Annotated in this window: 20 protein-coding genes; 5 read left to right on the top strand and 15 right to left on the bottom strand. The window is 38.8% G+C overall.

Annotated elements, in window-relative coordinates; genetic code table 11:
* Window positions 1–14: 14 nt before the first annotated feature.
* Together AAEY68_RS06525 and rpe are read right to left on the bottom strand one after the other, a co-directional pair.
* Entirely contained in the window at window positions 15–680 is a 666-nt protein-coding gene (locus AAEY68_RS06525) for a phosphoglycolate phosphatase (RefSeq protein WP_024594436.1), read from the bottom strand.
* Window positions 680–1,363: a ribulose-phosphate 3-epimerase gene (gene rpe / locus AAEY68_RS06520; protein ID WP_007586288.1), complete on the bottom strand. Its 684-nt coding sequence runs from the start codon at window positions 1,361–1,363 to the stop codon at window positions 680–682. Before rpe ends, AAEY68_RS06525 begins: the two co-directional genes overlap by 1 nt.
* 161 nt (window positions 1,364–1,524) lie before the next feature.
* Here rpe and AAEY68_RS06515 point away from each other — a divergent pair, with 161 nt between their 5' ends.
* Window positions 1,525–1,827 (top strand): hypothetical protein, encoded by a 303-nt coding sequence (locus tag AAEY68_RS06515; protein WP_010553790.1) that lies wholly within the window; start codon window positions 1,525–1,527, stop codon window positions 1,825–1,827.
* A 3-nt stretch (window positions 1,828–1,830) separates the two neighbouring features.
* Window positions 1,831–2,016 carry a DUF2970 domain-containing protein gene (locus tag AAEY68_RS06510; RefSeq protein WP_007586286.1) on the top strand — a complete coding sequence of 62 codons (186 nt, stop codon included), beginning with the start codon at window positions 1,831–1,833 and terminating at the stop codon, window positions 2,014–2,016.
* Here AAEY68_RS06510 and AAEY68_RS06505 read toward each other — a convergent pair.
* From AAEY68_RS06505 to AAEY68_RS06465, 9 genes are all read right to left on the bottom strand, one after another.
* Window positions 1,973–2,830, bottom strand: a complete 858-nt coding sequence (locus AAEY68_RS06505) for a Dam family site-specific DNA-(adenine-N6)-methyltransferase (RefSeq protein ID WP_007586285.1) — start codon at window positions 2,828–2,830, stop codon at window positions 1,973–1,975. The two genes, AAEY68_RS06510 and AAEY68_RS06505, sit on opposite strands and share 44 nt — an antisense overlap.
* Window positions 2,831–2,883: 53 nt before the next feature.
* Window positions 2,884–4,227, bottom strand: coding sequence for an AAA family ATPase (locus tag AAEY68_RS06500; protein WP_024594435.1), 1,344 nt, complete (start codon window positions 4,225–4,227; stop codon window positions 2,884–2,886).
* Window positions 4,228–5,298 carry a 3-dehydroquinate synthase gene (gene aroB / locus AAEY68_RS06495; protein ID WP_010553793.1) on the bottom strand — a complete coding sequence of 357 codons (1,071 nt, stop codon included), beginning with the start codon at window positions 5,296–5,298 and terminating at the stop codon, window positions 4,228–4,230.
* A gap of 27 nt (window positions 5,299–5,325) precedes the next feature.
* A complete protein-coding gene (gene aroK / locus AAEY68_RS06490; RefSeq protein ID WP_004589350.1) occupies window positions 5,326–5,844 on the bottom strand; it encodes a shikimate kinase AroK in 519 nt (172 codons plus the stop codon).
* 184 nt (window positions 5,845–6,028) lie between these two features.
* On the bottom strand, window positions 6,029–8,140 hold the full coding sequence (locus AAEY68_RS06485; protein WP_350585698.1) for a type IV pilus secretin PilQ: 2,112 nt from the start codon (window positions 8,138–8,140) through the stop codon (window positions 6,029–6,031).
* Window positions 8,127–8,666, bottom strand: coding sequence for a pilus assembly protein PilP (locus AAEY68_RS06480; protein ID WP_007586272.1), 540 nt, complete (start codon window positions 8,664–8,666; stop codon window positions 8,127–8,129). The genes AAEY68_RS06485 and AAEY68_RS06480 overlap by 14 nt, the downstream gene beginning before the upstream one ends.
* Window positions 8,663–9,268 (bottom strand): type IV pilus inner membrane component PilO, encoded by a 606-nt coding sequence (locus tag AAEY68_RS06475; protein WP_007586270.1) that lies wholly within the window; start codon window positions 9,266–9,268, stop codon window positions 8,663–8,665. The genes AAEY68_RS06480 and AAEY68_RS06475 overlap by 4 nt, the downstream gene beginning before the upstream one ends.
* A complete protein-coding gene (locus AAEY68_RS06470; RefSeq protein ID WP_007586268.1) occupies window positions 9,258–9,830 on the bottom strand; it encodes a PilN domain-containing protein in 573 nt (190 codons plus the stop codon). The genes AAEY68_RS06475 and AAEY68_RS06470 overlap by 11 nt, the downstream gene beginning before the upstream one ends.
* On the bottom strand, window positions 9,818–10,897 hold the full coding sequence (locus AAEY68_RS06465; protein WP_024589891.1) for a pilus assembly protein PilM: 1,080 nt from the start codon (window positions 10,895–10,897) through the stop codon (window positions 9,818–9,820). Before AAEY68_RS06465 ends, AAEY68_RS06470 begins: the two co-directional genes overlap by 13 nt.
* A gap of 130 nt (window positions 10,898–11,027) precedes the next feature.
* Between AAEY68_RS06465 and AAEY68_RS06460 the strand changes: the two genes are divergently transcribed.
* Window positions 11,028–13,520 carry a penicillin-binding protein 1A gene (locus tag AAEY68_RS06460; RefSeq protein ID WP_024594434.1) on the top strand — a complete coding sequence of 831 codons (2,493 nt, stop codon included), beginning with the start codon at window positions 11,028–11,030 and terminating at the stop codon, window positions 13,518–13,520.
* Window positions 13,521–13,584: 64 nt separating this feature from the next.
* On the opposite strand, the gene metL is transcribed toward AAEY68_RS06460, so the two are convergent.
* The gene (gene metL / locus AAEY68_RS06455; protein ID WP_024594433.1) at window positions 13,585–15,930 is read right to left on the bottom strand and encodes a bifunctional aspartate kinase/homoserine dehydrogenase II; all 2,346 of its coding nucleotides are present in this window, start codon (window positions 15,928–15,930) and stop codon (window positions 13,585–13,587) included.
* Window positions 15,931–15,935: 5 nt separating this feature from the next.
* On the bottom strand, window positions 15,936–17,183 hold the full coding sequence (gene metB, locus AAEY68_RS06450; RefSeq protein ID WP_024594432.1) for a cystathionine gamma-synthase: 1,248 nt from the start codon (window positions 17,181–17,183) through the stop codon (window positions 15,936–15,938).
* A gap of 289 nt (window positions 17,184–17,472) precedes the next feature.
* On the opposite strand from metB, the gene metJ reads away from it, so the two are divergent.
* The gene (metJ, locus tag AAEY68_RS06445; protein ID WP_007586263.1) at window positions 17,473–17,793 is read left to right on the top strand and encodes a met regulon transcriptional regulator MetJ; all 321 of its coding nucleotides are present in this window, start codon (window positions 17,473–17,475) and stop codon (window positions 17,791–17,793) included.
* Between the two features lie 82 nt (window positions 17,794–17,875).
* Here the strand turns inward: metJ and AAEY68_RS06440 are convergent, their stop codons facing one another.
* Together AAEY68_RS06440 and rpmE are read right to left on the bottom strand one after the other, a co-directional pair.
* Complete coding sequence (locus AAEY68_RS06440) at window positions 17,876–19,117, bottom strand: malic enzyme-like NAD(P)-binding protein (protein WP_007582028.1); 1,242 nt, start codon at window positions 19,115–19,117, stop codon at window positions 17,876–17,878.
* Window positions 19,118–19,805: 688 nt separating this feature from the next.
* The gene (gene rpmE, locus AAEY68_RS06435) at window positions 19,806–20,021 is read right to left on the bottom strand and encodes a 50S ribosomal protein L31 (RefSeq protein ID WP_007582029.1); all 216 of its coding nucleotides are present in this window, start codon (window positions 20,019–20,021) and stop codon (window positions 19,806–19,808) included.
* 230 nt (window positions 20,022–20,251) lie between these two features.
* Between rpmE and priA the strand changes: the two genes are divergently transcribed.
* Window positions 20,252–22,438, top strand: a complete 2,187-nt coding sequence (gene priA / locus AAEY68_RS06430) for a primosomal protein N' (RefSeq protein WP_024594431.1) — start codon at window positions 20,252–20,254, stop codon at window positions 22,436–22,438.
* Window positions 22,439–22,441 lie beyond the last annotated feature (3 nt).

The raw sequence follows: 22,441 nt of genomic DNA, 5'->3' as shown, positions 1-22,441 counted from the left end.
TTAATTAATAATATTTAACGCTGCGTTAGAACAGGTATTATATCTAAGAAGTGATCGCATAGGTACTGTGGATTATAATCCTTAAGATTTTCACCTTGGTTATAGCCATAACTAAGTGCAATTACGTCTATATTAGCGGCTTTAGCTGCAAGTATATCGTTTTTAGAATCCCCTATCATTATTGCTTTATTAGGCTCTGCATTTAGTTTTTTGCAGGCAAATAGCAATGGCTCTGGCGATGGTTTTTTTGCCATATCGTCACCGCATACAATCACATCAAAATGACTCGTTAGTGCCAGTTTATCAAGTAGTTTTTCTGTAAATACTCGAGACTTATTAGTGATTAGTGCTTTAGACATACCACGAAGTGCTGCAAGCCCGGTTTCTACATGTTGGTACAAAACACTATACTCACCAACTTGTTGTTCATAGTGCTTATAAAACTGTAATATTGCTTTACTACTAAGTGACTCATCTAGATGCTCACTCACTTGCATATCACCACTCAAAGCGCGTTTAACGAGGACTTCAACCCCATTACCGACCCAGCTTTCGACCAAGCGTTGGCTAACAATAGGAAAAGCGAGATCACTCAAGGTTAGGTTAATAGCAATATACAAGTCGTAAACGCTATCAACTAAGGTACCATCTAAATCAAATAAGGCTATATCGTATTTCATTACTTAACACTTCCAAGCTGCTCACGCATTTGATCAATCACAACTTTGTAATCTGGTTGGTTAAAAATAGCTGAGCCTGCAACAAACATATCAGCACCCGCTTGTGCTGCTGCTGCAATGTTATCGACTTTAATGCCACCATCAACCTCTAAGCGAATATCTCGACCCGATTCAATAATGCGTTGCTTAGCTTGGCGTAATTTTTCAAGCGTATGAGGGATAAAGCTTTGCCCGCCAAAACCTGGGTTAACCGACATAAGTAAAATGGTATCTAGCTTATCAATAACATGATCTAAATAACTTAAGCTTGTAGCAGGATTAAACACTAAGCCTGCTTTACAGCCGTGATCTTTTATTAACTGTATTGTACGATCGACGTGCTCACTGGCTTCTGGATGAAAAGTAATAATTGATGCGCCAGCCTCTGCAAACAATGGAATAAGACTATCTACAGGCTTAACCATTAAATGTACGTCGATAGGTGCTGTAATGCCGTAATCTCTTAGTGCTTTACACACCATAGGACCAATTGTGAGATTAGGTACATAGTGATTATCCATTACATCAAAGTGAACCACGTCAGCGCCCGCTTCGAGTACTTTATCAACATCTTCGCCTAGTTTTGCAAAATCAGCAGACAAGATAGAAGGGGCTATTAAATATTTTTGCTCTGGGTTAAACATGATTAACTCCATCAATAAATAGTGTATTGCGTTAATGTAACTTAATTGAAGATGTTACCCAAGTAATATGGCGTAATAGCCCCTATTTCAGGTAACTTTAAGTTTGATATTTAATCAATATTTGCTATGATTAAAAAAGTAACAAATTATTGGATTTCATCATGCGTGCTTTTAAAACTGGGATATTAATTGCGTCGGCATTACTGCTTATCGGGGCGTTTAGCTTTGGTTCAAGCTCTGAGCAAGAATTAAGCTCAGTGGGTAATTGTCATAATACACAAGTGGTAAGTGCTCAAAACACATTAACTACAATCACGTGTATTAAAGCTGAAGAAGAGTCATCGTGGTTTTCGTGGTTAACTGGCGATAGCCGTAGTGCTCAGTTTCATTACCTCGATTTACTAGAGCTACTTACTAGCTCTGATGATTCTAAAAACACTCCATCTTTAAAACCTTTATTTTAAATAATGCTGCAATTTTTTAGTGCGTTGCAAAGTGTGCTAGCAGCATTTTTTGGTGTTCAATCTGAAAATAAACGCCAAGTCGATTTTAAACAACACTCTCCTGTCTCTATCATCCTAATTGCGGTTGTACTATTTATTGCTTTTGTTATCGCAATTTACGCTGTGGTTGCTTGGGTGCTAAATACATAGCCATCAACTCGTCAACTTTATTTCTAGAGCCACCTTTGGGGCTAATAGTGCGCTTTACTTGAATTTGGTCAAGTGATGCTTGGCTATAAATTTTTCGAGTCCATACGGTATCGTGATTAGAGATAAGCACTGGTGTATCATTTTCAAAGGCAGCCTTCTCAGCCAGATTAGCCAAATTAGCCTGATCATCTAAATTAAACCCCCCTTTAGCGTAAGACGTAAAAGAAGCGGTTTTACTTAATGGTACATAAGGTGGGTCGCAATAAATAACTGCATTGTTAGGCACTAACTTAAAAACATCATCGTAATCTAAACAGGTAAAGGTTGCTTTTTGTGCTTTTTCAGCAAAAAAATACATTTCTTTTTCAGGAAAGTAAGGCTTTTTATATTTACCAAAAGGCACATTAAAAATACCTTTTAAATTATACCTACAGAGTCCGTTGTAACCATGGCGGTTCATGTATAAAAACAATATTGAACGTTCATATACATCACGACTTTGATTAAACTGCACACGATATTCGTAATAAGCATCTGCGTGATTATTCAAATCTACAAATAACTTTTTAGCGTCACTAATCAGCTCATCTGGAGAGCTTTTTAGCTCTTTGTATAAGTTAATTAAGTCTGCATTTATATCGTTGAGAATATAGTGTTTAAAGTCACTATTTAAAAACACAGAGCCTGCACCAACAAAAGGTTCAACCAACGTATCAGCATGCTTGCTAGCTTGGTTTAATCGCGCATTAATATTTTCAACTAGGCTGTATTTTCCGCCGGCCCATTTAAGGAAGGCTCTACTCTTTTGCTGCATTGGCTCTTTACTTCAATCTGGTGTTGCGCGATTTTACACTAAAGCAGTGTGTTTTACTGATCAACGAGTGCTATTTCTTGCTTTATTTTACTAATTTTTTTATAGAAAGGTTTATTTTTTCTAACCTCAGCAGATAAAGTATCCATTGCTGATTTTGCTTCGTTTATACTTTCAAAACTGCCAAATGTAACAACCCACCATATTTTATTATTTCGCTTTGTTTGGTAAGTATGAGTTTGCTGCTGTAGATTGAATTGAGCAATAAAATTATCGCTAACTTCCTGCTGAGTTACGGCTAATAATTGAATAACACTATTTGTATCTATTTGCTGCATGTACCATATATTATCTTGGCTGATCTGAGTTTGCTCTGCTGTATTTACTTTTAGAGCTTCAGATTTAACGTCACTTGATACACTGCTTTTATTATTAGTACTATCATCAACATCATTGTCTAATACGTTAACTGTGTTGCCAGGTTCGGTAAGGCTTTGCATTATGGCAGGCACATCATTAATGTGTACACGCTCTGCCTTAATATCTGGCTCAACTACTTCAAGTTCATTTAAGTTAATTATTGAGTCATTTTTCTTTATAGCCGGCTCACTTACTTGCTCTATAGATATTGCTGTATTTACTACTTGTGTTTCTTCTTGCTGATAATACTGTTGCCACCACTGCGTCATATCCGACTTATAAAGCAGACCAATAATTAAAAGCATAATCAGCAACATCAAAATCAATAAGTGTAATCGCCAAGACACTTTGTCTTTAACAATAATATCGGCTATGTGCTCACTAGGTTGCCAAGCAAGCAATAAGCTGGGATTACCGTGAGCCTCAGCTAAAAAAGTACTAAATACAGGGTCTTCATCATAGGGTAAGTCTGTAAAGTACCACTGCAATAACATCTTGCTTTCTCGAAGCGTTAGCGGCTCCAGATAAATTTCAACAGCGTTATTTAAAGCCAGTTTAGACTGTGAAGCTATTATAATATATAGCGTATTTGGGCTGTTTTTAGAAAGTAACTCAAGCTCAATTAACATCTCATCAGATAATTGCCTACCGCCATCAAGTACCCATAAACATGGCCCGCATGGTTGCTGCTGCAGTAATTGGTAATAGTTTTCAGGTAAACTTAAGTTATGATCAATCAGGGGAGAGTTAAAGCTTTGCTCTAATAACTCACTCATTAGCTGAGCATCAGTCATTTGCGCACTTACTTGCACGAAGGCTTTATTAAAGTCGTTGTATTTATCTGTAATGAAGGTTTCGAGCATATAACTTTTACCTAGCCCAGAAGTGCCAAGTAAAACAATTAAATTTTGCCCGTACTCAAATTGCAGTGCGATTCTATCCACCAAAGCCGCACGGCTTGGTAAAATTTGTGACTGCATTTACTGCTCGATTAAGTCTCTAACTTGATCATCAGATACATTATCAACTAATGCACACTGGCCAAATTGGGTAGGTAGAATAAAGCGGATAGTGCCTTTTTTATTCTTTTTGTCTTTACGCATATGCGTTAAAAACTGCTCGCTAGTCATTTGCTTTGGAATTTCTGTTGGTAAATTATATAGCTCAAGCAGCTTAATAATTCGATCAACTTCATCTGCGCTTAAATCTTGGCGTGTCTTGGCAAGTTTAGCTGCTAATACCATTCCTGTTGCAACAGCTTCGCCGTGTAACCAAACGCCATAACCCATCTGTGCCTCAATTGCATGGGCAAATGTATGGCCTAAGTTTAACAAAGCCCGTAAGCCATGTTCTTTTTCATCTTGAGCAACTATAAGCGCTTTTATTTCACAACATCTAAAAATGATATGCTGTAAGCATGCTTCATCTAGTTGCTGTAAATTAGTCACATTTCGCTCTAAATAGGCAAATAATTCGGTATCGTAAATCAGACCATACTTAATTACCTCAGCCATACCTGCTGCAAACTCTCGTGCAGGTAGAGTGTGTAATGTTTGCGTATCAATAAAAACCGCTTGAGGCTGATAAAATGCCCCTATCATATTTTTACCTAACGGATGATTTACTGCCGTTTTTCCACCTACCGATGAATCAACCTGTGAAAGCACTGTCGTTGGTATTTGAATAAACGGTACGCCGCGCTGATAACAAGCCGCTACAAAACCAGTTAGGTCACCTACAACACCGCCACCTAACGCAATTAAACACGTATCTCGGCCACAGTTATTTTGTAGTAAAAATGCTGATATTTTTTCAAACCATTCCAGTGATTTATATTGCTCACCGTCAGGAATAATAAAAGATAGCGGATTTAGATCAGCTAATGAATCAAGTAACCTTTGCAAATATAAAGGCGCTATTGTGTCATTAGTAATGATGATAGGCCGACAATCACCAATGTGGTGAACCAGGCGGCCATTATCTTGAAGTGCAGATTGCCCAATATAAATAGGATAACTTCGCTCGTCCAAATTAACAGTTAATTTAAGCATGCTTGGCTATTCCTTTATTATTGGTTTTTAAAAATCTAATTTCTCGATGATTTGGTTAGCAACAACTTTAGCGCTTTGCTCATCGGTACGTACAACAAAATCAGCAACTTCTTTGTATAGTGGCTCGCGTTCTTCTGCTAAGCGCTCTAGTACGTTACGAGGTGCTTCTTCAGTTTGCAGTAATGGGCGACGCTTGTCGCGTTGCGTGCGTGCAACTTGCTTCTCTATAGGTGTCTCTAGGTATACAACGATACCTCGAGCCGAAAGCTTGTTTCGAACTTCTTTGCTCATTACTGAACCACCACCGGTAGCAAGTACAATACCTTGCATCTCGGTTAAATCGCCAATAACAGACTCTTCTCGAAGTCTAAAGCCTTCTTCACCTTCAAGATCGAATACCCATGCAATATCTGCACCTGTGCGGCGTTCGATTTCTTGATCAGAATCAACAAATTCAAGGTGTAATTGGTCAGCGATGTGACGACCAATCGTGCTTTTGCCAGCCCCCATGGGGCCAACTAGAAATATATTACGTTTCTCAGCCATATCTTTTAGTACAAACAAACTCTAAAATTTGAAATAAAACCCCGCCTAACGACCTGGCCCCAAAATTAAGGAGGGGATTATCTCAGTAATTGCGGGGGTATTTCAAGTCAATTAGCATAAAAAGCCATATAACGAGCAATTAATCTAAATAATCACCCGTTGGTTAACATAAAACCACTGTATTTTAATCAATTTGTATTTTTGGTGTCACAAAAATAAGTAATTCACGCTTTTCATTAAACTCACTTGTGGTTTTAAATAGTCTTCCTACGTAAGGAATGTCACCTAAAATTGGCACTTTACTCGTAGTATTAATGATCTGCTGCTGGAAAATACCACCGAGTACTACGGTTTGTCCATTCTCAACTAACACTTGAGTTTGAATCTCTTGGGTATCAATAGACACTGCTTCACCTGTTCCCGTTTGTACAGTATCACCACGAGTATCTTGAGTAATAATTAAGTCTAGAATTACTTTATTATCAGGTGTGATATGAGGTGTCACTTCTAAGCTTAGTACCGCTTTTTTAAAGCTTACAGTAGTAGCACCACTTGAAGCTGACTCAGTGTAAGGGATTTCAGTACCTTGCTCTATTCGCGCCTTTTGCTGATTAGCCGCTATGATACGCGGACTAGCAATAATTTCGCCTTTATTCTCTTCTTCAAGAGCACTTAGCTCTAAATCAATTAATGTACCGTTAGCCAACTTTGCTATGTGCAAACCAATACTGGCCGCAGGATTAGAAATTGGTAAATTTACATTTAATCGATCTGAAATACTTGGCGCATTTGAAGTTGATGTCGCGTTATAAATACCTTCTGCGCCTTCAAGGGAGCCAGAAATACCAACACTACTGCCTTGATCACTAAACCCCCAGCGTACGCCTAAGTCTTCAGTAACGTTATCGCGCACAGTTACCATTCGAGATTCGATTACAACCTGCTGTACCGGAATATCGAGTGTTTCTATCATCCGGCGAATGTTTTCTATACTCTTTACAGTATCTTTTACCAATAAAGTATTTGTACGCTGATCAACCGATACACTACCGCGGGCAGTTATAATACTGTTCCTATCTGTTTTTAATAAGTCAGCAAAATTTTCGGCTTTAGCATAGTTTAATCGAATGTATTCACTATAGAGTGGTTCTAAGTCTTCAACTTGCTGTTTAGCTTTTAAATCTTTAGCTTCACGTGCCGCAAGCTCCTCTGCAGGCGCTACCATTAAAATAGAGCCATCCATGCGTTTGTCTAGCCCTTTAATACGCAATACTACGTCAAGCGCTTGATCCCACGGAACGCCATCTAAGCGCAGTGTTATATTACCGGTCACTGAATCACTGGTTACTAAGTTAAAATCGTTATAACCCGCAATAATTTGTAGTGCTGCTCGCACAGAGATATCTTGAAAATTTAAGGTCATAGGGCGACCTTGATACTCAACGCCACCATCTAAATAGGCGTTTTGCGTTTCATCTTTTTCTACCGTCAGCGTTAAAATATTATCTATTTGCTGGTACGTAAATGTAAACTGAGCGTTTGGCTCAATAACAACACGACTTAATCCGTCTTCTTTAAAAGTCTCGATATTACTTACAACAGTACCAAAATCTAATACATCTAATTCATAAAGTAGGTCATCTAAAATATCGGTGTGATGAAAGTCAGCATAAATTTTCCCGCCACTCTCATGAACTTCAATTGCAGCTTGAGTGTCTTGTAAAAATACGAGTACTTTCGCTTCGCCCTTTTCACCACGTCTAAAATCAATTGATTGGATACGGTTGATGTAATTTCCACTTACGTCACCTGAGTCCATCGCTACATTTTCATTTTCATTTTCAGATTCTGTAAGAGGATTATCAGACACGCGTATTGATACTAAGTTGTTATGAACTTCAGTTTCATAAATTTTTAATCTATCGAGGTTTACTGTTACCTTTAAACCACTGTTAGTTAAAACATTAGTAACACTGCTAATTCCAGCTTGATTAACTTCAACATCATTTAAACCAACCTCTAACTCTGCGGTATCAAAAAACATTTCGATTCGGGCTGGGCTATTAAACACCTGAACTTTTGGCTCAAGCGTTAACTCTTCATCAAAAACAAGCTGTAACTCAGTTTCGCCTTTAAGTAATGGATTATAACGAACATCATAAAGTAACGGCCCTGCAACGGCTGAATTTACAGTGACTAAAGCAACAGCAGCCAGTAATGTTCGTGAAATACGATGAAGCCAAAGTACATCCTTATGCATGCTATTTTTACCTTTTTTATTATTAATTTGCGCCATCTGTTGCCGCCTCTAACATTTCTAATTTAGTCAAGCGCTCTTTCCAACAGCCAGACCCATCAGGGATTAATTCCACTAACTCTATATAGTCGTTACTTACCGTTTTTACTTTGCCATCATAACTACCAAGGTAATTCCCTACCGTTACACGATGCAAAGTAGCGTCAGCTGCTGTTATTAATGCCCATATTTGTCCACTAGAACCAATTGTGCCTTTCATTGCTAAGTTATCTAGCGGGTATTTTTCTAACGGTTCGCGGCGACGCTCTTGATCTGGGTGCAAACAGTTTTTTACTTGCGTTAATTTATTTTGGATTATCTCAGGCTGAGGCGCTACAAACGGGCTACGTAGCTGACCAGCACTGTACTCAAATATTTCAAACTTTGTCAGCTCAGGAATTGATTCAACCTTTGGTGTTGTGCTTGCTTTTACCTGATCAATAAATTCTTTTTGCTCAGATGTATCATCATTACAACCACTCAAAACAAACACCATTACTACAGGTACTACGCGAAGGAGCTTCATTTTTTAACCCCTTCTTCATAACGATATGTTTTTGCAACAACACTAAATGTTAACTGTTTATCGCCCGATGATAAAATAGAAAAGTCATGTAAGCTTACAATTCGTGGTAACTGAGCTACTTTACCCACAAACTCACCAAATTCATGGTAGGTCCCTATCACTTCTATTTTAATCGGTAATTCAGTATAAAATTCTTTCTCGACTTCTGGTAACCAACCTATTTTTAAAAAAGTCAGACCACTTGTTGTGCCAACATACGACAAATCATCAAGTAAACCAGGGGTTTCGTTAGAGGTAGGTAAACGTTTTAATAATTGTGAAAACTTATCTTCCATTTCAATCATTTGTTGACGGTAGATCTCAAGCTTACTCGCGACTGCGTATTTAGTACGATAAGTTGTGCGTAACTCGACCTCTTTCGCAACTGCACTGTGGTAACTATCAATTTCATCAGAAACTAATAGGCTATAACTAAAAAACAATACAAGTCCGGCAACAAACGTACAGCAAATTGCTTTAACTGCAATAGGCCAATCGCCAATGTTATCGAGCTCTATTTCATTCCAATCAATTTCACTCAGTGCTTTAAAATCAAGGCTCATCGCTAACCTCACCAATTTTATCAAATGGTTTTACGTAAAATTCCATATTAAAATCACTAAGTAAACGCGAAGATTGATCGCCTGCAACAATGCCTTGCATTGAAGGATTCTCTAGTAAATATGAGCTTTGTACTTGGCGCAGCATTGTTGATAAACGATTATTAGATTCACTGCGTCCCAATACATGTATTTGGCTGCCTCTGCGCTCGAGTTTTGTTAAGTAAACCCCACCCGGCACTATTTTGGCAACTTCATCCATTATTTGCGTACCCAAATTACGGCTGCTTTGTAATTCTTCAATGAGCCTCATACGCTGTTGTAAGTTTTCTTTTCTTTTATCTAAACTTCTAATTTCACTTATTTTTTTATCTAGCATGCTAATTTCTGAGCTTAAATAGTTATTCTTTAAGTTTTGACCGTCTTTTAATGCACTATAAAAAGAGCTTAATAAGTACATACTCGCAAAACAAAGTATAACGACACCAATAAGTATAGTTACAAATTTCTTTTTCGATTCTTCGCGCTGCGATTCACGCCAAGGAAGTAGATTTATATGTGGCATGTTGAAAAGCTCCTTAATGCCAACCCTGTCGCAATTGCAAACTGCGTTTTGTGACGCTGCATTACATTACGATCTACTTTTGGAGAAATTTCCATATTTTCAAAAGGCTCAGCAACGACAGAGTGAATACCTAGTTCTTCAATGAGTAATCGGTCAATACCTTTAATCATCGATGTACCACCCGTTAATACAATATAGTCGATTTGCTCTTTGCCACTGGTTGTTAAAAACATTTGCACCGCGCGTCGCACTTGTTGAAGTAACGAAGTTTGAAAAGGGGCTAATACTTCAAATGTGTAGTTTGGCGGTAAATCACCTGATGTTTTACCAATTTCAGCTTCATCAAATCCTTTATTATAATAAGCAACAATACTATTTGTATATTGGTCGCCACCAAAAACTTGGTCACGTGTATAAATTGTTTCCCCTGCTTGAACAACGCTCACGAGCATTAAAACCGCACCAATATCAACCACAGCCACACATTTATTAAATGCGTCGCTAGGTAATTGTTGGTAATACACATCCATTGCACGACTTAATGCATAGCTTTCTACATCAACTATTTTAGCTTCTAAATTTGCAGCTTCTAAAGCGCCAACACGCGCTTCTACACTCTCAGTACGAGCAGCTGAAAGCAAAACATTCATTTTACTAGGATCGGCCTCATTCGTCGAAAGCTTCTCAAAGTCGAGGCTCACTTCATCAAGAGGATATGGAATTAAACTATCGGCTTCAATTTCAATTTGCGACTCAAGTTCAGCATCAGTTAACGATACATCCATGAAGATCACTTTTGTAATGACTGTTTGGCCAGAAACAGCCACTGCTGCAGATTTTAACGACTTTGGTAATTTTTTTCTTAATTTTGTAATTACGTTACCAATCGCTTCAATATCTTGAATTGTGCGCTCACTCATTGCGCCTTTTGGCATCGGCTCAATTGCAAGTGCTTCGAGTCGAAATCCAGTTTCAATTTCACGTAAAAGCACAGCCTTAATAGAGTGTGATCCAATATCAATTCCTACCATCATTTGGGACGGTTTTTGAAATAGTTGACTTAGCATGTTTCAACTTGGCCTTTGTTTTAATAATAAACAAGTTATAATTTTTATATGAAAAAATATTATTCATTTTTTAATCAATATATACTAGCAGTCAAAACTCGCAATTGGGAGTCCATTTAGGGAAATATAAGTGATTTTATTAAAACGAACTTTACAATTTTTTATCATTTGTGTGTTAATTGGTCTGATTACTTTGATCAGTCTTTATTACTACGTTAAACCTGATATCCCCAGTGTGCAAGTTTTAAAAGACGTGCAATTACAAACTCCTATGCAAGTATTCACTAAAGATGGGCTTTTAATCAATCAATTTGGTGAAAAACGTCGTATTCCAGTGACTATTGATGAAATTCCTCAAACACTCATTAATGCATTTTTAGCGACAGAAGATAATCGATTTTACGATCATATAGGCATAGACCCTATTGGTATAGTACGTTCGGCTGTTGTTCTTATATCTACTGGCGAGAAAAAACAAGGTGCAAGTACTATTACTATGCAGCTTGCTCGTAATTTCTTTTTAACACGCGAAAAAGCGTATATCCGTAAAGTTAAAGAAATATTTATAGCGCTTCATATTGAAGGAGTGTTAACAAAAGACGAAATTTTAGAGCTTTACCTTAATAAAATAGAATTAGGTAATCGTGCTTTCGGTATTGGTGCAGCAGCGCAAGTTTATTACGGTAAAGAGCTAAAAGATTTAACACTTGCGCAAATGGCGATGATTGCAGGTTTACCTAAAGCACCTTCAGCTTTAAACCCAATTCGTAACCCAACGCGTGCAAAAGCGCGCCGAAATGTAGTTTTAGGCCGTTTACTGACCGAAGACTATATAACACAAGAGCAATATAACGAAGCAACTAGCCAACCTATTACAGCTTATTTTCACGGTGCAGAAATAAACTTATACGCACCGTATATCTCTGAAATGGTGCGCGCTGAAATGGTTTCGCGCTATGGGGTAGATAAAGCCTACAACTCTGGTTTTAAAATTTTTACCTCAGTAGAGTCAAAGGTTCAAAAAGCAGCGCAAAACGCACTTGTAAATAACTTACACAGTTACGATATGCGTCATGGTTTTAGAGGTCCAACTGATGTTTTATGGAATCCTGAAACACAACCAGCTTTAACTGAGCAACAAATACTCAATAAATTACAGAGCGTAAATGAGTTAGGCACTTTAAAAGTTGCAGCAGTACTCAGTGTTAATAATAAAACAGCTACAGTACTACTTAAAAACGGTGAGCAAACAACTCTCAGTTGGGATAGTTTAAAATGGGCGCGTAAGTATATTACTCGCTACCGCCAAAGCTTTGCTCCAAAAGCAGCTACTGATATTTTAACGCCAGGTATGCAAATATGGGTACGTCAAAACGAAGATAACAGCTACTTATTAAGCCAAATACCAGAAGCATCAAGCGCTATTGTATCCCTCGATCCACAAGACGGTAGAATAAAAGCTATTGTAGGGGGTTACAGCTTTGAGCAAAGTCAATACAACCGAGCGATACAAGCTAAGCGTCAAGTGGGTTCTAATATAAAACCTTTTATATATTCAGCAGCACTTGAAAAAGGTTACACGCTTGCGTCTATATTAAATGATGCACCTATAAACCAATGGGATAAGAGCCAAGGCGTAGCATGGCGCCCTAAAAACAGCCCTGCTGTTTACAACGGTCCTATTCGAATTCGCCGTGCTTTAGCACAGTCTAAAAACGTTATTTCGGTGCGCTTATTACGTGGTGTTGGATTGCAACGTACAGCTGATCACTTACTAAAATTTGGTTTTAAAGACGCTGACATTAATCGTAGTGAATCATTAGCACTGGGTAGTGCTTCTATTACCCCGCTTGAACTTGCAAGAGGCATGAGCACATTTGCCAATGGCGGTCATTTAATTGAACCTTACTTTATCTCAGAAATTCAAGACGCTTACGGCAATGTATTGTTTAAAGCAAACCCTGCTCTTGCCTGTGACGAAGAGCCTTTGCCAACACACAATGCTCTCTCGATGCATAATAGTGATGATGAAATGGAGCAAACGAAAAAATGTGCGCCGAGAATTATTTCTAAGCAAAATGCATTTTTAATCGCAGACGCCATGCATAGTTCAATTTGGGGTGGCGGTAGTTGGGCTCACAAAACGGGTTGGAGTGGTACAAGTTGGCGAGCACAAGCTTTAGAGCGTCGTGATCTTTCAGGTAAAACAGGTACAACTAATGATTCTGTAGATACTTGGTTTAGTGGCTTTAACCGTAACATAATGACATCTGTTTGGGTCGGCTTTGATAATCCAGGTAACTCCTTAGGTAGATCAACGTATAACAACAATCTCGACAGTGGTCAAATATCAGGCGCTGAATCGGGAGCTAAAACAGCACAACCTGCATGGAATGACTTTATGGCCGTAGCACTTGAAGGCGCACCAGAAGCCCCCATTGAACCACCTGAAGGGCTTGTTTCTATTCGTATTGATTTAGCTACTGGTTTATTGAGTCATAAAAATGACTACACTAGCCGCTTTGAATACTTCGAAAAAGGCACCGCACCTACAAAATATGTGCTATCTCAGCCTAACGATATATTTGAAGAAGACACTAAAACAGAAGAAGAGCTATTTTAATAATGTGTATGTAATACAAAAACAGCAGCTTATTTAAGCTGCTGTTTTTGTTTAAACCAAATGTTTATTTTAAGTTTTGAACAAGCCAATATAAATCAGAGTGCACACCCGCAGCGGTCACTTCTCTACCCGCTCCTGGCCCCTGAATCACTAATGCGTTATCGCTATACCATTTGCTATTAATTACAAAAATATTATCGCCAGGTGTAAGGTTTGCTAACGCATCGCCATTAGGCACATACGCTATTCCCACTTTAGCAATTACTTCACCTTGTGTGATTTCTAACAAGCCCGTATATCTAAGTACTAAATTTTTAGACTTTGCTGTCACTGCATGCTCTTCGATGAACGCGTCTAGCTGTGCTTTTTTATTTAAAAAGTCATCCCAACTTCCCAGCGCAAGTTCATCTGGCATCAATGCCGATAAGCTAATATCGTCAAGTTCAAGCTCAACACCTAGCTCTCGAGCTAAAATAAGTAGCTTACGCTGCATATCTCGCCCAGATAAATCTTCGCGAGGGTCTGGCTCTGTGAATCCCATTTTCTGAGCTTCCAGTAGCAACTCAGAAAATGGCCTTGTTCCATCATATTTACTGCATAACCACGAAAGCGTGCCTGAGAAAACACCTTCTATACGTGTTATTTTATCGCCACTATTTTGCAAATCAGCCAAAGCAAAGTTAATAGGTAAGCCAGCGCCTACACTGGTGTTATATCGCCAATGTAAATTACGTTCTGTAATATTACTACGAAGTGCTTTATACCAAGTAGTCGGTGCTGTTCCAGCGTATTTATTAGCACTAATTAAATGACAGTTTCTATCTACAAAGTCTGGATATAACAAGCTAAATTGTTCACTTGCGGTAATATCAATTACAATTTTATGCTCGTAATCGAGCTCATTTATAGCATTCAGTAAATCTGCAGATTGATAGCTATTTGCCTCATGCTGCCATTGAGTTTTCCATTGCTGTGTATTAATACCACTTGCATTAAACAGCATTTTTTTAGAGCGAATTAGACCGACTAATTTAATACTAAAGTCATCCGATAAACGCTCAAATTGTGCCGATAACTGTTTAATGAAAACGTCGCCAACGTTACCAAGCCCCGCAACTATAATTGCGATTTCTTGGCCTTTATTAATTAGCTTATCGTGTAAGGCACTTTGTATATCACTATCTATAAATTGATCGGTAAGCAATAAAGCATAGCCAGTATCTTGATGGAAAAAACGAGGTTTTATGCTGTGGAGTTTTAATAAATCTAATGCTTGTAAGCTTAATGTATTAACGTCTTGCTCAGGCGCTACAATTGCACAACCGTTTAAATTTGACTCGCTAATATTTGCCCTACCCGCAAAATAATTAATAACCAGATAAGTTTGTGCTGCAGGTACTACTAAATACACTTCACCATTATGGTTAAAGTGATGAAGGCTATGCTGAATAAGCTGACTAACACTTGCAACCTCACCTTCACTTAATCCTTCAACCATTAATAGGTCAACATTTTGCAACGTGGTTATAAAGCGCTTTTTCTTCGCTGAACCTTCTTTGACTATATCTGTTGGACTTGCTTGTACGTCAAAACTACTGCGAACAGCTAGCTTAATATCTGTGTTTTTAAGTGGCGATAGTGTTTTTGCATGTAATACAGGGTTACCCAAACGAGCTAATAAATTAGCTTGCCCACGGCAAATTTTGCCGTATTTAATCGCTTTTTTTACCTTTCGAGGATCAGTGCTATACACTCCCTGTGTATCAGTCCAAATACATACTTGCTTAGCATTGCAATAATTTGCAAGTAGTGTTGCACTGTAGTCACTGCCATTTCGCCCAAGCGTTACTGTCTCGCCTTTGATATCTGCTGCAATAAACCCAGTAACAACATTTATTTTATTAGGCAAAATTAACTGCCCACATTGCTGCGCATTTTGCGCATGCATTAATTCGCCATCATTTAAGGTAAAAAGAGTACGCGCATCTTGAGCGCATGCCTCAATATTTAGCTGCTGTAAATAAGTAGCGAGTAAACGTGCTGACCACAGTTCGCCATGTGCAAGTAATGCAGCCTCTTTTAGCTGCTCAGCTTGAGCAAGTTCTGCAATATAGCTAAGTTCGATACTTAGTGTTTTAAGTGCACTTCGTTTTAAATCGGCTTCTAATAGCTGCTCTATTAAATCACTTTGATGGTTATTTAACTGCAGTAAAATATCAGCTACTGCTTGAGTATCTTGTTTTTGATAGCTTTGCCAAAGTAATACTAGCGTATCGGTTGTCTTACCCGCAGCCGATACCACCACACAATCACCCGCTTGAGTATGTGTAATTATTATTTTTGCTACGCTTTGGTATCGCTCACTTGAGCTTAAACTTGAACCACCAAATTTATGTACACAATTGACCATATTAATCACCAAAGCGCCGGACGGGCTGCACTTAATTTAACGTTCCCACCAGAAGTGCCTGCACCTTTGCCTACACGGCCAACATTTTTATTTTGCCCTGGTTTTACAAGTTCAAACACTCGCTCAAAATCAGCGACTAAATCGTGTATATCTTCAATACCTACCGAAATACGAATAAGCGTATCGCCCACACCCGCTTCTAAACGTGCTGTTGCCTCCATACCTGCGTGCGTCATAGTTGCAGGGTGACAAATTAAGCTCTCTACGCCACCTAGTGACTCAGCTAAACTAAACGTTTTAAGACTAGTTAAAAATGCCGCAGCGTCATTTATATCGCCTTTAATATCAAAACTCACCATGCCACCAAAACCAAGTTGCTGTGCTTTAGCCAGCTCATGTTGAGGATGTGACTCAAGACCTGGGTAGTAAACTTGGCTTACATATTCAGAGCTTTCAAGATACTTAGCTATTGCCAGTGCATTTTCTTGATGCTGCCTTAGGCGCACATTTAAAGTACGTAAACCACGAAGCGTTAAATAGCTATCAAAAGGCGCACCCGTAATACCAATGTTATTAGCCCACCAAGCAAGCTCATCGCCTAACTTTTGTGTTGCTGCAATAACAGCGCCGCCTACTACATCTGAGTGTCCGTTAATGTATTTAGTGGTTGAATGCACCACAATATCTACACCAAACTTAATAGGGTTTTGTAAGGCAGGCGACAAAAACGTGTTATCTGCAGCCACCAATGCACCGCATTGCTTAGCCACATCGGTAACCGCTTTAATATCTGTTAAACGAAGTACTGGGTTACTTGGGGTTTCTATCCAAATAAGCTTTGGTTTAATTACTAAAATTTGTTGAAGGCTTTCTTCTTTTGTTAAATCTAATATTTCGAGCTTTAGTAGTCCGCGTTTTTGTAAAGATGTAAATAAACGATAGCTGCCACCATAACAATCATGTGGAATTACTAACGTATCGTCACTATTAAGTAGCTGAGTAGCTAAATGCACGGCAGCCATGCCTGTAGCTGTAATTATGCCACGAGCGCCACCTTCAAGCTTAGCAAGCGTCTCAGCTAAAATATCACGATTAGGATTACCGCTACGACCATAATCATACTCACGCTTAGTATCAAAGTCGGCAAACGAATAAGTAGTCGATAAATAAATTGGCGGTACCACCGCACCATGATGTTTATCAGCATCAACGCCGTTACGTACAGCAATGGTCGCTTTGTTTTTTTCGCTCATATTCGTCACCTGATTAATTTGGATGTGTAGACGTCTAAAAGAGTAAGTTATCCGTTTTGATAAGTCAAAGTATTTTAAAGCTCTAGATGGCTAAAAGTAGAAGGGGCCTCTGCGAATAACACATTTTAGCTCACAAAAGTGTGCTTATCTTTACACCTACAATAGGCTTATTAAGATAGATCGGTATCTATTATTTGACTATCTTTTTTAAATCGATAGAATTTCACGCATATTTACACGCTTTTTATACCGTGTGAGAAATTAATAATCTGAGGCAACGATACATCTTATGGCTAAATGGAATGGTGAGTATATTCACCCATACGCAGAACACGGTAAAAAATCAGAGCAAGTTAAAAAGATCACCGTTTCGATCCCGCTAAATGTATTAAAGGTATTAACTGACGAACGTACACGTCGTCAAATCAATAACCTTCGCCATGCTACAAATAGTGAATTGCTATGTGAGGCATTTTTGCATGCTTTTACTGGCCAACCTTTACCAAATGACGATGACTTACGTAAAGATAACGCCGAAAAAGTGCCAGAAGAAGTTAAAAAAATAATGCAAGAAATGGGTCTAGAAGTACCCGTTTTAAACGAAGAATAAATATTACATAGACAAAAAAACCTCAGTAATTACTGAGGTTTTTTTATGTCTAAATTTTATTGCATAGCTCTACTGTATAGATTTACTGCATATAGTTTTCAGGTAGCTCAATTTGTGCAACACCTGACTCAATAGCAGCAAGTGCAACAGCTCTTGCTATACGCGGCAGTAAACGTGGATCCATTGGTTTTGGAATAATATACTGCGCACCAAATTCTAGTTTATCTACACCAGCGGCTTTTAAAACTTCTGCAGGTACTGGCTCTTTGGCAATACTTCGAATAGCATCTACTGCAGCAATTTTCATTTCATCGTTAATAGCGCTTGCACGTACATCAAGCGCACCACGGAAAATAAACGGGAAACATAAAACATTATTAACTTGGTTAGGGTAATCAGAGCGCCCTGTTGCCATGATTAAATCGTTGCGTGCGCCGTGCGCAAGTGCAGGATCAATCTCAGGATCTGGGTTTGAACATGCAAACACAACTGGTTTTGCAGCCATTAGCTTTAAATCTTCAGCCGCTAATAAGTTAGGACCAGAAACACCCACAAATACATCCGCATCTGCAATTACATCTTGCAATGTACGCTTATCGGTATTGTTAGCAAAAAGCTGTTTATATTCATTTAAGTCATCGCGGCGGGTATGAATAACACCTTTGCGGTCAAGCATATAAATGTGTTCACGCAGTGCACCACACTTAATTAACAGCTCCATACACGCAACAGCGGCAGCGCCTGCACCTAAACATACAATAATTGCATCTTCAATTGACTTACCTTGTACTTCTAGCGCATTTAACATACCAGCAGCCGTTACAATGGCAGTACCGTGTTGATCGTCATGAAAAACAGGAATGCTACAACGCTCTATTAATGCTTTTTCAATTTCAAAACACTCTGGTGCTTTAATATCTTCAAGGTTAATACCACCGAATGTGTCGGCAATGTTGGCAACCGTATTAATAAAGTCTTCTGTTGTTTTGTGCTTAACTTCAATATCGATAGAATCAAGCCCTGCAAAACGTTTAAACAATAACGCTTTACCTTCCATTACAGGCTTAGACGCTAAAGGACCTAAATTACCAAGGCCTAGAATTGCAGTACCATTAGTAATAACCGCAACCATGTTACCTTTACCAGTATATTTATAAGCATTTGCAGGATCTGCAGCTATTTCACGTACAGGTTCGGCAACACCTGGGCTATACGCAAGTGCAAGATCATGAGCCGTTTCAGCTGGTTTTGTAAGCTCAATGCTAATTTTACCTGGTACGGGATGTGAGTGGTAATGTAGTGCTTGTTCACGAAAGTCAGACATAACGCGATTGTATCCTGCAATTTAAGTTAAAGTGAGAGATGGAGTCTTGGGGTACGATACCCTTATTATTTTTAAATTCCAAGCAATATCAGGTCTATCCTGTTATATGCTATATCCTATAATTTTAAGAGGTTTTTCAGTAACTTTGCAGGATTATATCAACATTTAATAAATAAAAATTCACCTAAAAAGTAAGTTTTAAGGTGCTTTTATGCCTATCAAAATCTTATAAAATGTATACTTAAAGTATCAGCATAAACTTAGAATAACAGCCTACTACCCTACTTTAAAAACAGATAAGCCCACGTTAGCTACTTTTATCAACCTAGTTAAAAATTGTACTATTTAAAATATAGAGAATATCTATCGATTTGTCTGTAAAGGATTATGCATACTCAGAATAAGAATAGGAAATAGTTATGCAAAAGGAGGGGATAGTCAAAATCAACGAAATAATACCAATCTGCTTATATATGGGGTCTATTTAACGTTAAGAAAATTACGCTAGAACTAGGCTAAAATTTTTGTATCTAGTTGTTCTAAATAAAAATTTTTTAACGACGTTATAGTGCAATTTAATTCGTTAAATTGCTCAAAGATTTATGCAGGTTGGTATAAGATAATAAATAACAAATTTTAGGCACAAAAAAAGCACCCTAAGGTGCTTTTTTTAACTAAACAGCAATAATTACTTCTTGCTGGCAAGTGCACCGAAGCGCTTGTTGAAGCGATCAACACGTCCGCCAGTGTCTAAAACTTTTTGCTTACCAGTGTAAAACGGGTGACACGCAGAACATACGTCTAAGTGAATGTCTTTACAAAGAGTTGAGCTAGTTTCGAATTTATTTCCACATGAACATGTTGCAGAAATTACTTCGTACTTAGGGTGAATACCTTCTTTCATAGGAACCTCTAGTTAAGGCCGCATCGCTCTCCAAACCCGGAGTTTGGCACCATACGTCGTTAAAACAAATTTGTTGGTGGCGGATTTTATCCAACAACCTCCCCCCACACAAGTATTTATTTATATTTTTGCCAAAAAAGTGAACAATCTCTGTCTCAAGCGCTATTGCTAGTAGGTTTTTAGCGTTATTTTTAGTACATTACAGCATTAATTTTACGGGTTGAGTTGTTATGAGTTTTGTTGAAGTTGCTATTAAAGTCCCGCTTCCACGCACCTTTGATTATAAAATAGAAGAACAGCTCAGTGGCTTATCAACTCCTTTACTACCTGGCATGCGGGTTTTGGTACCTTTTGGTAATCAAAAAAAAGTAGCGGTTGTTTTGGGTATTAAAAGCAGTACCGACGTCCCTTTAAATAAAATTAAAAATATTATAGAGGTAATAGACGACGCCCCTATTTTAAGTGCCCAGCATTTAGAACTCCTTAGCTTTACTGCCCGCTATTATTGCTACCCATTAGGCGAAACTATTCATATAGCGCTACCTGGTGCACTTCGCCAAGGTGAATCGCCTGATAAAACCAGTATTAATATGGTTGCCCTGACAGAAAAAGGTGCAAAAGTACCGTCGTTAAAAGCTAAAACACAGCTCAACCTATTAAAGCAGTTATCGCAATCAGGTAAGTCATCATTAACTGAGTTAAAAGCACTGGGCTTTAGTAAAAAAACAATAGATAGCTTAATAGATAAAGAACTCATAACACAAACTATTGAGCACGATAACCAATGGCAAAGTGTTGCTCCAACCGTCGGTAGTAAACCAGTACTAAATAAAGAACAAGCGGTTGCTTGCACAGCTATAAATCAAAGTACTGGCTTTAGCAGCTTCTTATTAGAAGGCGTAACGGGCAGCGGTAAAACCGAAGTGTATTTACAGTGCCTAGAAGAAGTACTCAAACGTGGCGAGCAAGCCCTCGTACTCGTGCCCGAAATCGGCCTAACACCACAAACCGTAAACCGTTTTCGCCGCCGCTTTCCTGATACACCCATTATGCTTTGGCACTCAGCACTTACCGACAACGAACGTTTACAAACATGGCGTTTTTGCGAAAAAGGCAGTTGCGCGATAGTTATTGGCACGCGTTCGAGTATTTTTCTACCATTTTTAAAACTCGGTATGATTGTTGTTGATGAAGAACACGACTCGTCATTTAAACAACAAGATACCCTTCGTTACCATGCTCGTGATTTAGCCGCTTACAGAGCTTTTCAGCATAAAATTCCGCTTATATTAGGCAGCGCCACACCCGCGCTTGAAACACTTCACAAAGCAATTAATAACAAATACCAGCTATTAAGTTTAACGGAGCGTGCGCAAACAGCGACTGACAATCAGTTTAAGTTACTCGATATGAAAGGTCAGCCCGACCAAGCAGGTATTGCACATGCAAGCCTTGCTACTATGCGTCAGCACTTAAATCGCGGTAAACAGGTTATGGTATTTTTAAATCGCCGAGGTTTCTCACCAACCCTTATTTGCCATGAGTGCGGTTGGTTGAGCGAGTGTAAACGATGCAGTACCAGCGCTACATTTCATAAAGCGATTGGGCAAATGATCTGTCATCACTGTGGCGACCAGTACCCTGTCCCTCACCAATGCCCTGACTGTGGAAGTACGCAAATATTTCCTAACGGTAAAGGCACAGAGCAAATTGAAGAGTTTTTATCGACCGAGTTCCCTGATACACCCGTTACTCGTATAGACCGCGATTCAACTCGCCGAAAAGGTAGCCTTGAAAAAGCACTTGATGAAATAAACCTAGGGGGCGCACGCATTTTAGTGGGCACACAAATGCTTGCCAAAGGCCATCACTTTGCAGATGTGAGCCTTGTTATAATTTTAGATGTAGATAGCGGCTTATACTCATGCGACTTCAGAGCGACAGAGCATTTAGCGCAATTAGTCACCCAAGTAGCGGGGCGTGCTGGACGTTCAGGAGAACCTGGTCAAGTGTTATTACAAACACACTTTCCAGAACACCCTCTTTTGCAAGACTTAGTTAATAATGGTTACCAAGACTTTGCCCGCTTTGCTCTTAGTGAGCGCGATGATGCTGACTTACCGCCCATTACAAATATGGCCATTGTGCGTGCACAAGGACATAGTATTAAACTAGTCGTCGATTTTTTGACGGATTTGGTTCCTGTGAATGGGGTATCTGGTATACAATTGCTCGGTCCGATCCCTGCCCCACTTGAAAGAGTCGCAGGCATGTATCGTTTTCAATTGCATATTCAAGCGCAAGATCGTCGCATATTACATCAGTACCTTGCGCAAATGGTTGATTATTTAAGTACCAGTAAACTTGCACAAAAAGTACGCTGGAGCTTAGACGTAGACCCTATAGACATGATTTAGGTT

Source organism: Pseudoalteromonas sp. RB2-MNA-CIBAN-0110 (assembly GCF_040309305.1).
Classification (GTDB): Bacteria; Pseudomonadota; Gammaproteobacteria; order Enterobacterales; family Alteromonadaceae; genus Pseudoalteromonas; species Pseudoalteromonas arctica.
The sequence above is the reverse complement of the archived record's forward strand: the minus strand, read 5'-3'. Positions and strand labels throughout refer to the sequence as shown.

Bases quoted from the DNA above. Each gene is read 5' to 3' on its own strand.
- rpe (WP_007586288.1), bottom strand. From the start codon at position 1,363: ATGTTTAACCCAGAGCAAAAATATTTAATAGCCCCTTCTATCTTGTCT.
- AAEY68_RS06470 (WP_007586268.1), bottom strand. From the start codon at position 9,830: ATGCCACATATAAATCTACTTCCTTGGCGTGAATCGCAGCGCGAAGAA.
- AAEY68_RS06515 (WP_010553790.1), top strand. From the start codon at position 1,525: ATGCGTGCTTTTAAAACTGGGATATTAATTGCGTCGGCATTACTGCTT.
- rpmE (WP_007582029.1), bottom strand. From the start codon at position 20,021: ATGAAAGAAGGTATTCACCCTAAGTACGAAGTAATTTCTGCAACATGT.
- aroB (WP_010553793.1), bottom strand. From the start codon at position 5,298: ATGCTTAAATTAACTGTTAATTTGGACGAGCGAAGTTATCCTATTTAT.
- priA (WP_024594431.1), top strand. From the start codon at position 20,252: ATGAGTTTTGTTGAAGTTGCTATTAAAGTCCCGCTTCCACGCACCTTT.
- metJ (WP_007586263.1), top strand. From the start codon at position 17,473: ATGGCTAAATGGAATGGTGAGTATATTCACCCATACGCAGAACACGGT.
- AAEY68_RS06510 (WP_007586286.1), top strand. From the start codon at position 1,831: ATGCTGCAATTTTTTAGTGCGTTGCAAAGTGTGCTAGCAGCATTTTTT.
- metL (WP_024594433.1), bottom strand. From the start codon at position 15,930: ATGGTCAATTGTGTACATAAATTTGGTGGTTCAAGTTTAAGCTCAAGT.
- AAEY68_RS06500 (WP_024594435.1), bottom strand. From the start codon at position 4,227: ATGCAGTCACAAATTTTACCAAGCCGTGCGGCTTTGGTGGATAGAATC.
- AAEY68_RS06485 (WP_350585698.1), bottom strand. From the start codon at position 8,140: ATGGCGCAAATTAATAATAAAAAAGGTAAAAATAGCATGCATAAGGAT.
- AAEY68_RS06480 (WP_007586272.1), bottom strand. From the start codon at position 8,666: ATGAAGCTCCTTCGCGTAGTACCTGTAGTAATGGTGTTTGTTTTGAGT.
- metB (WP_024594432.1), bottom strand. From the start codon at position 17,183: ATGAGCGAAAAAAACAAAGCGACCATTGCTGTACGTAACGGCGTTGAT.
- aroK (WP_004589350.1), bottom strand. From the start codon at position 5,844: ATGGCTGAGAAACGTAATATATTTCTAGTTGGCCCCATGGGGGCTGGC.
- AAEY68_RS06525 (WP_024594436.1), bottom strand. From the start codon at position 680: ATGAAATACGATATAGCCTTATTTGATTTAGATGGTACCTTAGTTGAT.
- AAEY68_RS06465 (WP_024589891.1), bottom strand. From the start codon at position 10,897: ATGCTAAGTCAACTATTTCAAAAACCGTCCCAAATGATGGTAGGAATT.
- AAEY68_RS06440 (WP_007582028.1), bottom strand. From the start codon at position 19,117: ATGTCTGACTTTCGTGAACAAGCACTACATTACCACTCACATCCCGTA.
- AAEY68_RS06475 (WP_007586270.1), bottom strand. From the start codon at position 9,268: ATGAGCCTTGATTTTAAAGCACTGAGTGAAATTGATTGGAATGAAATA.
- AAEY68_RS06505 (WP_007586285.1), bottom strand. From the start codon at position 2,830: ATGCAGCAAAAGAGTAGAGCCTTCCTTAAATGGGCCGGCGGAAAATAC.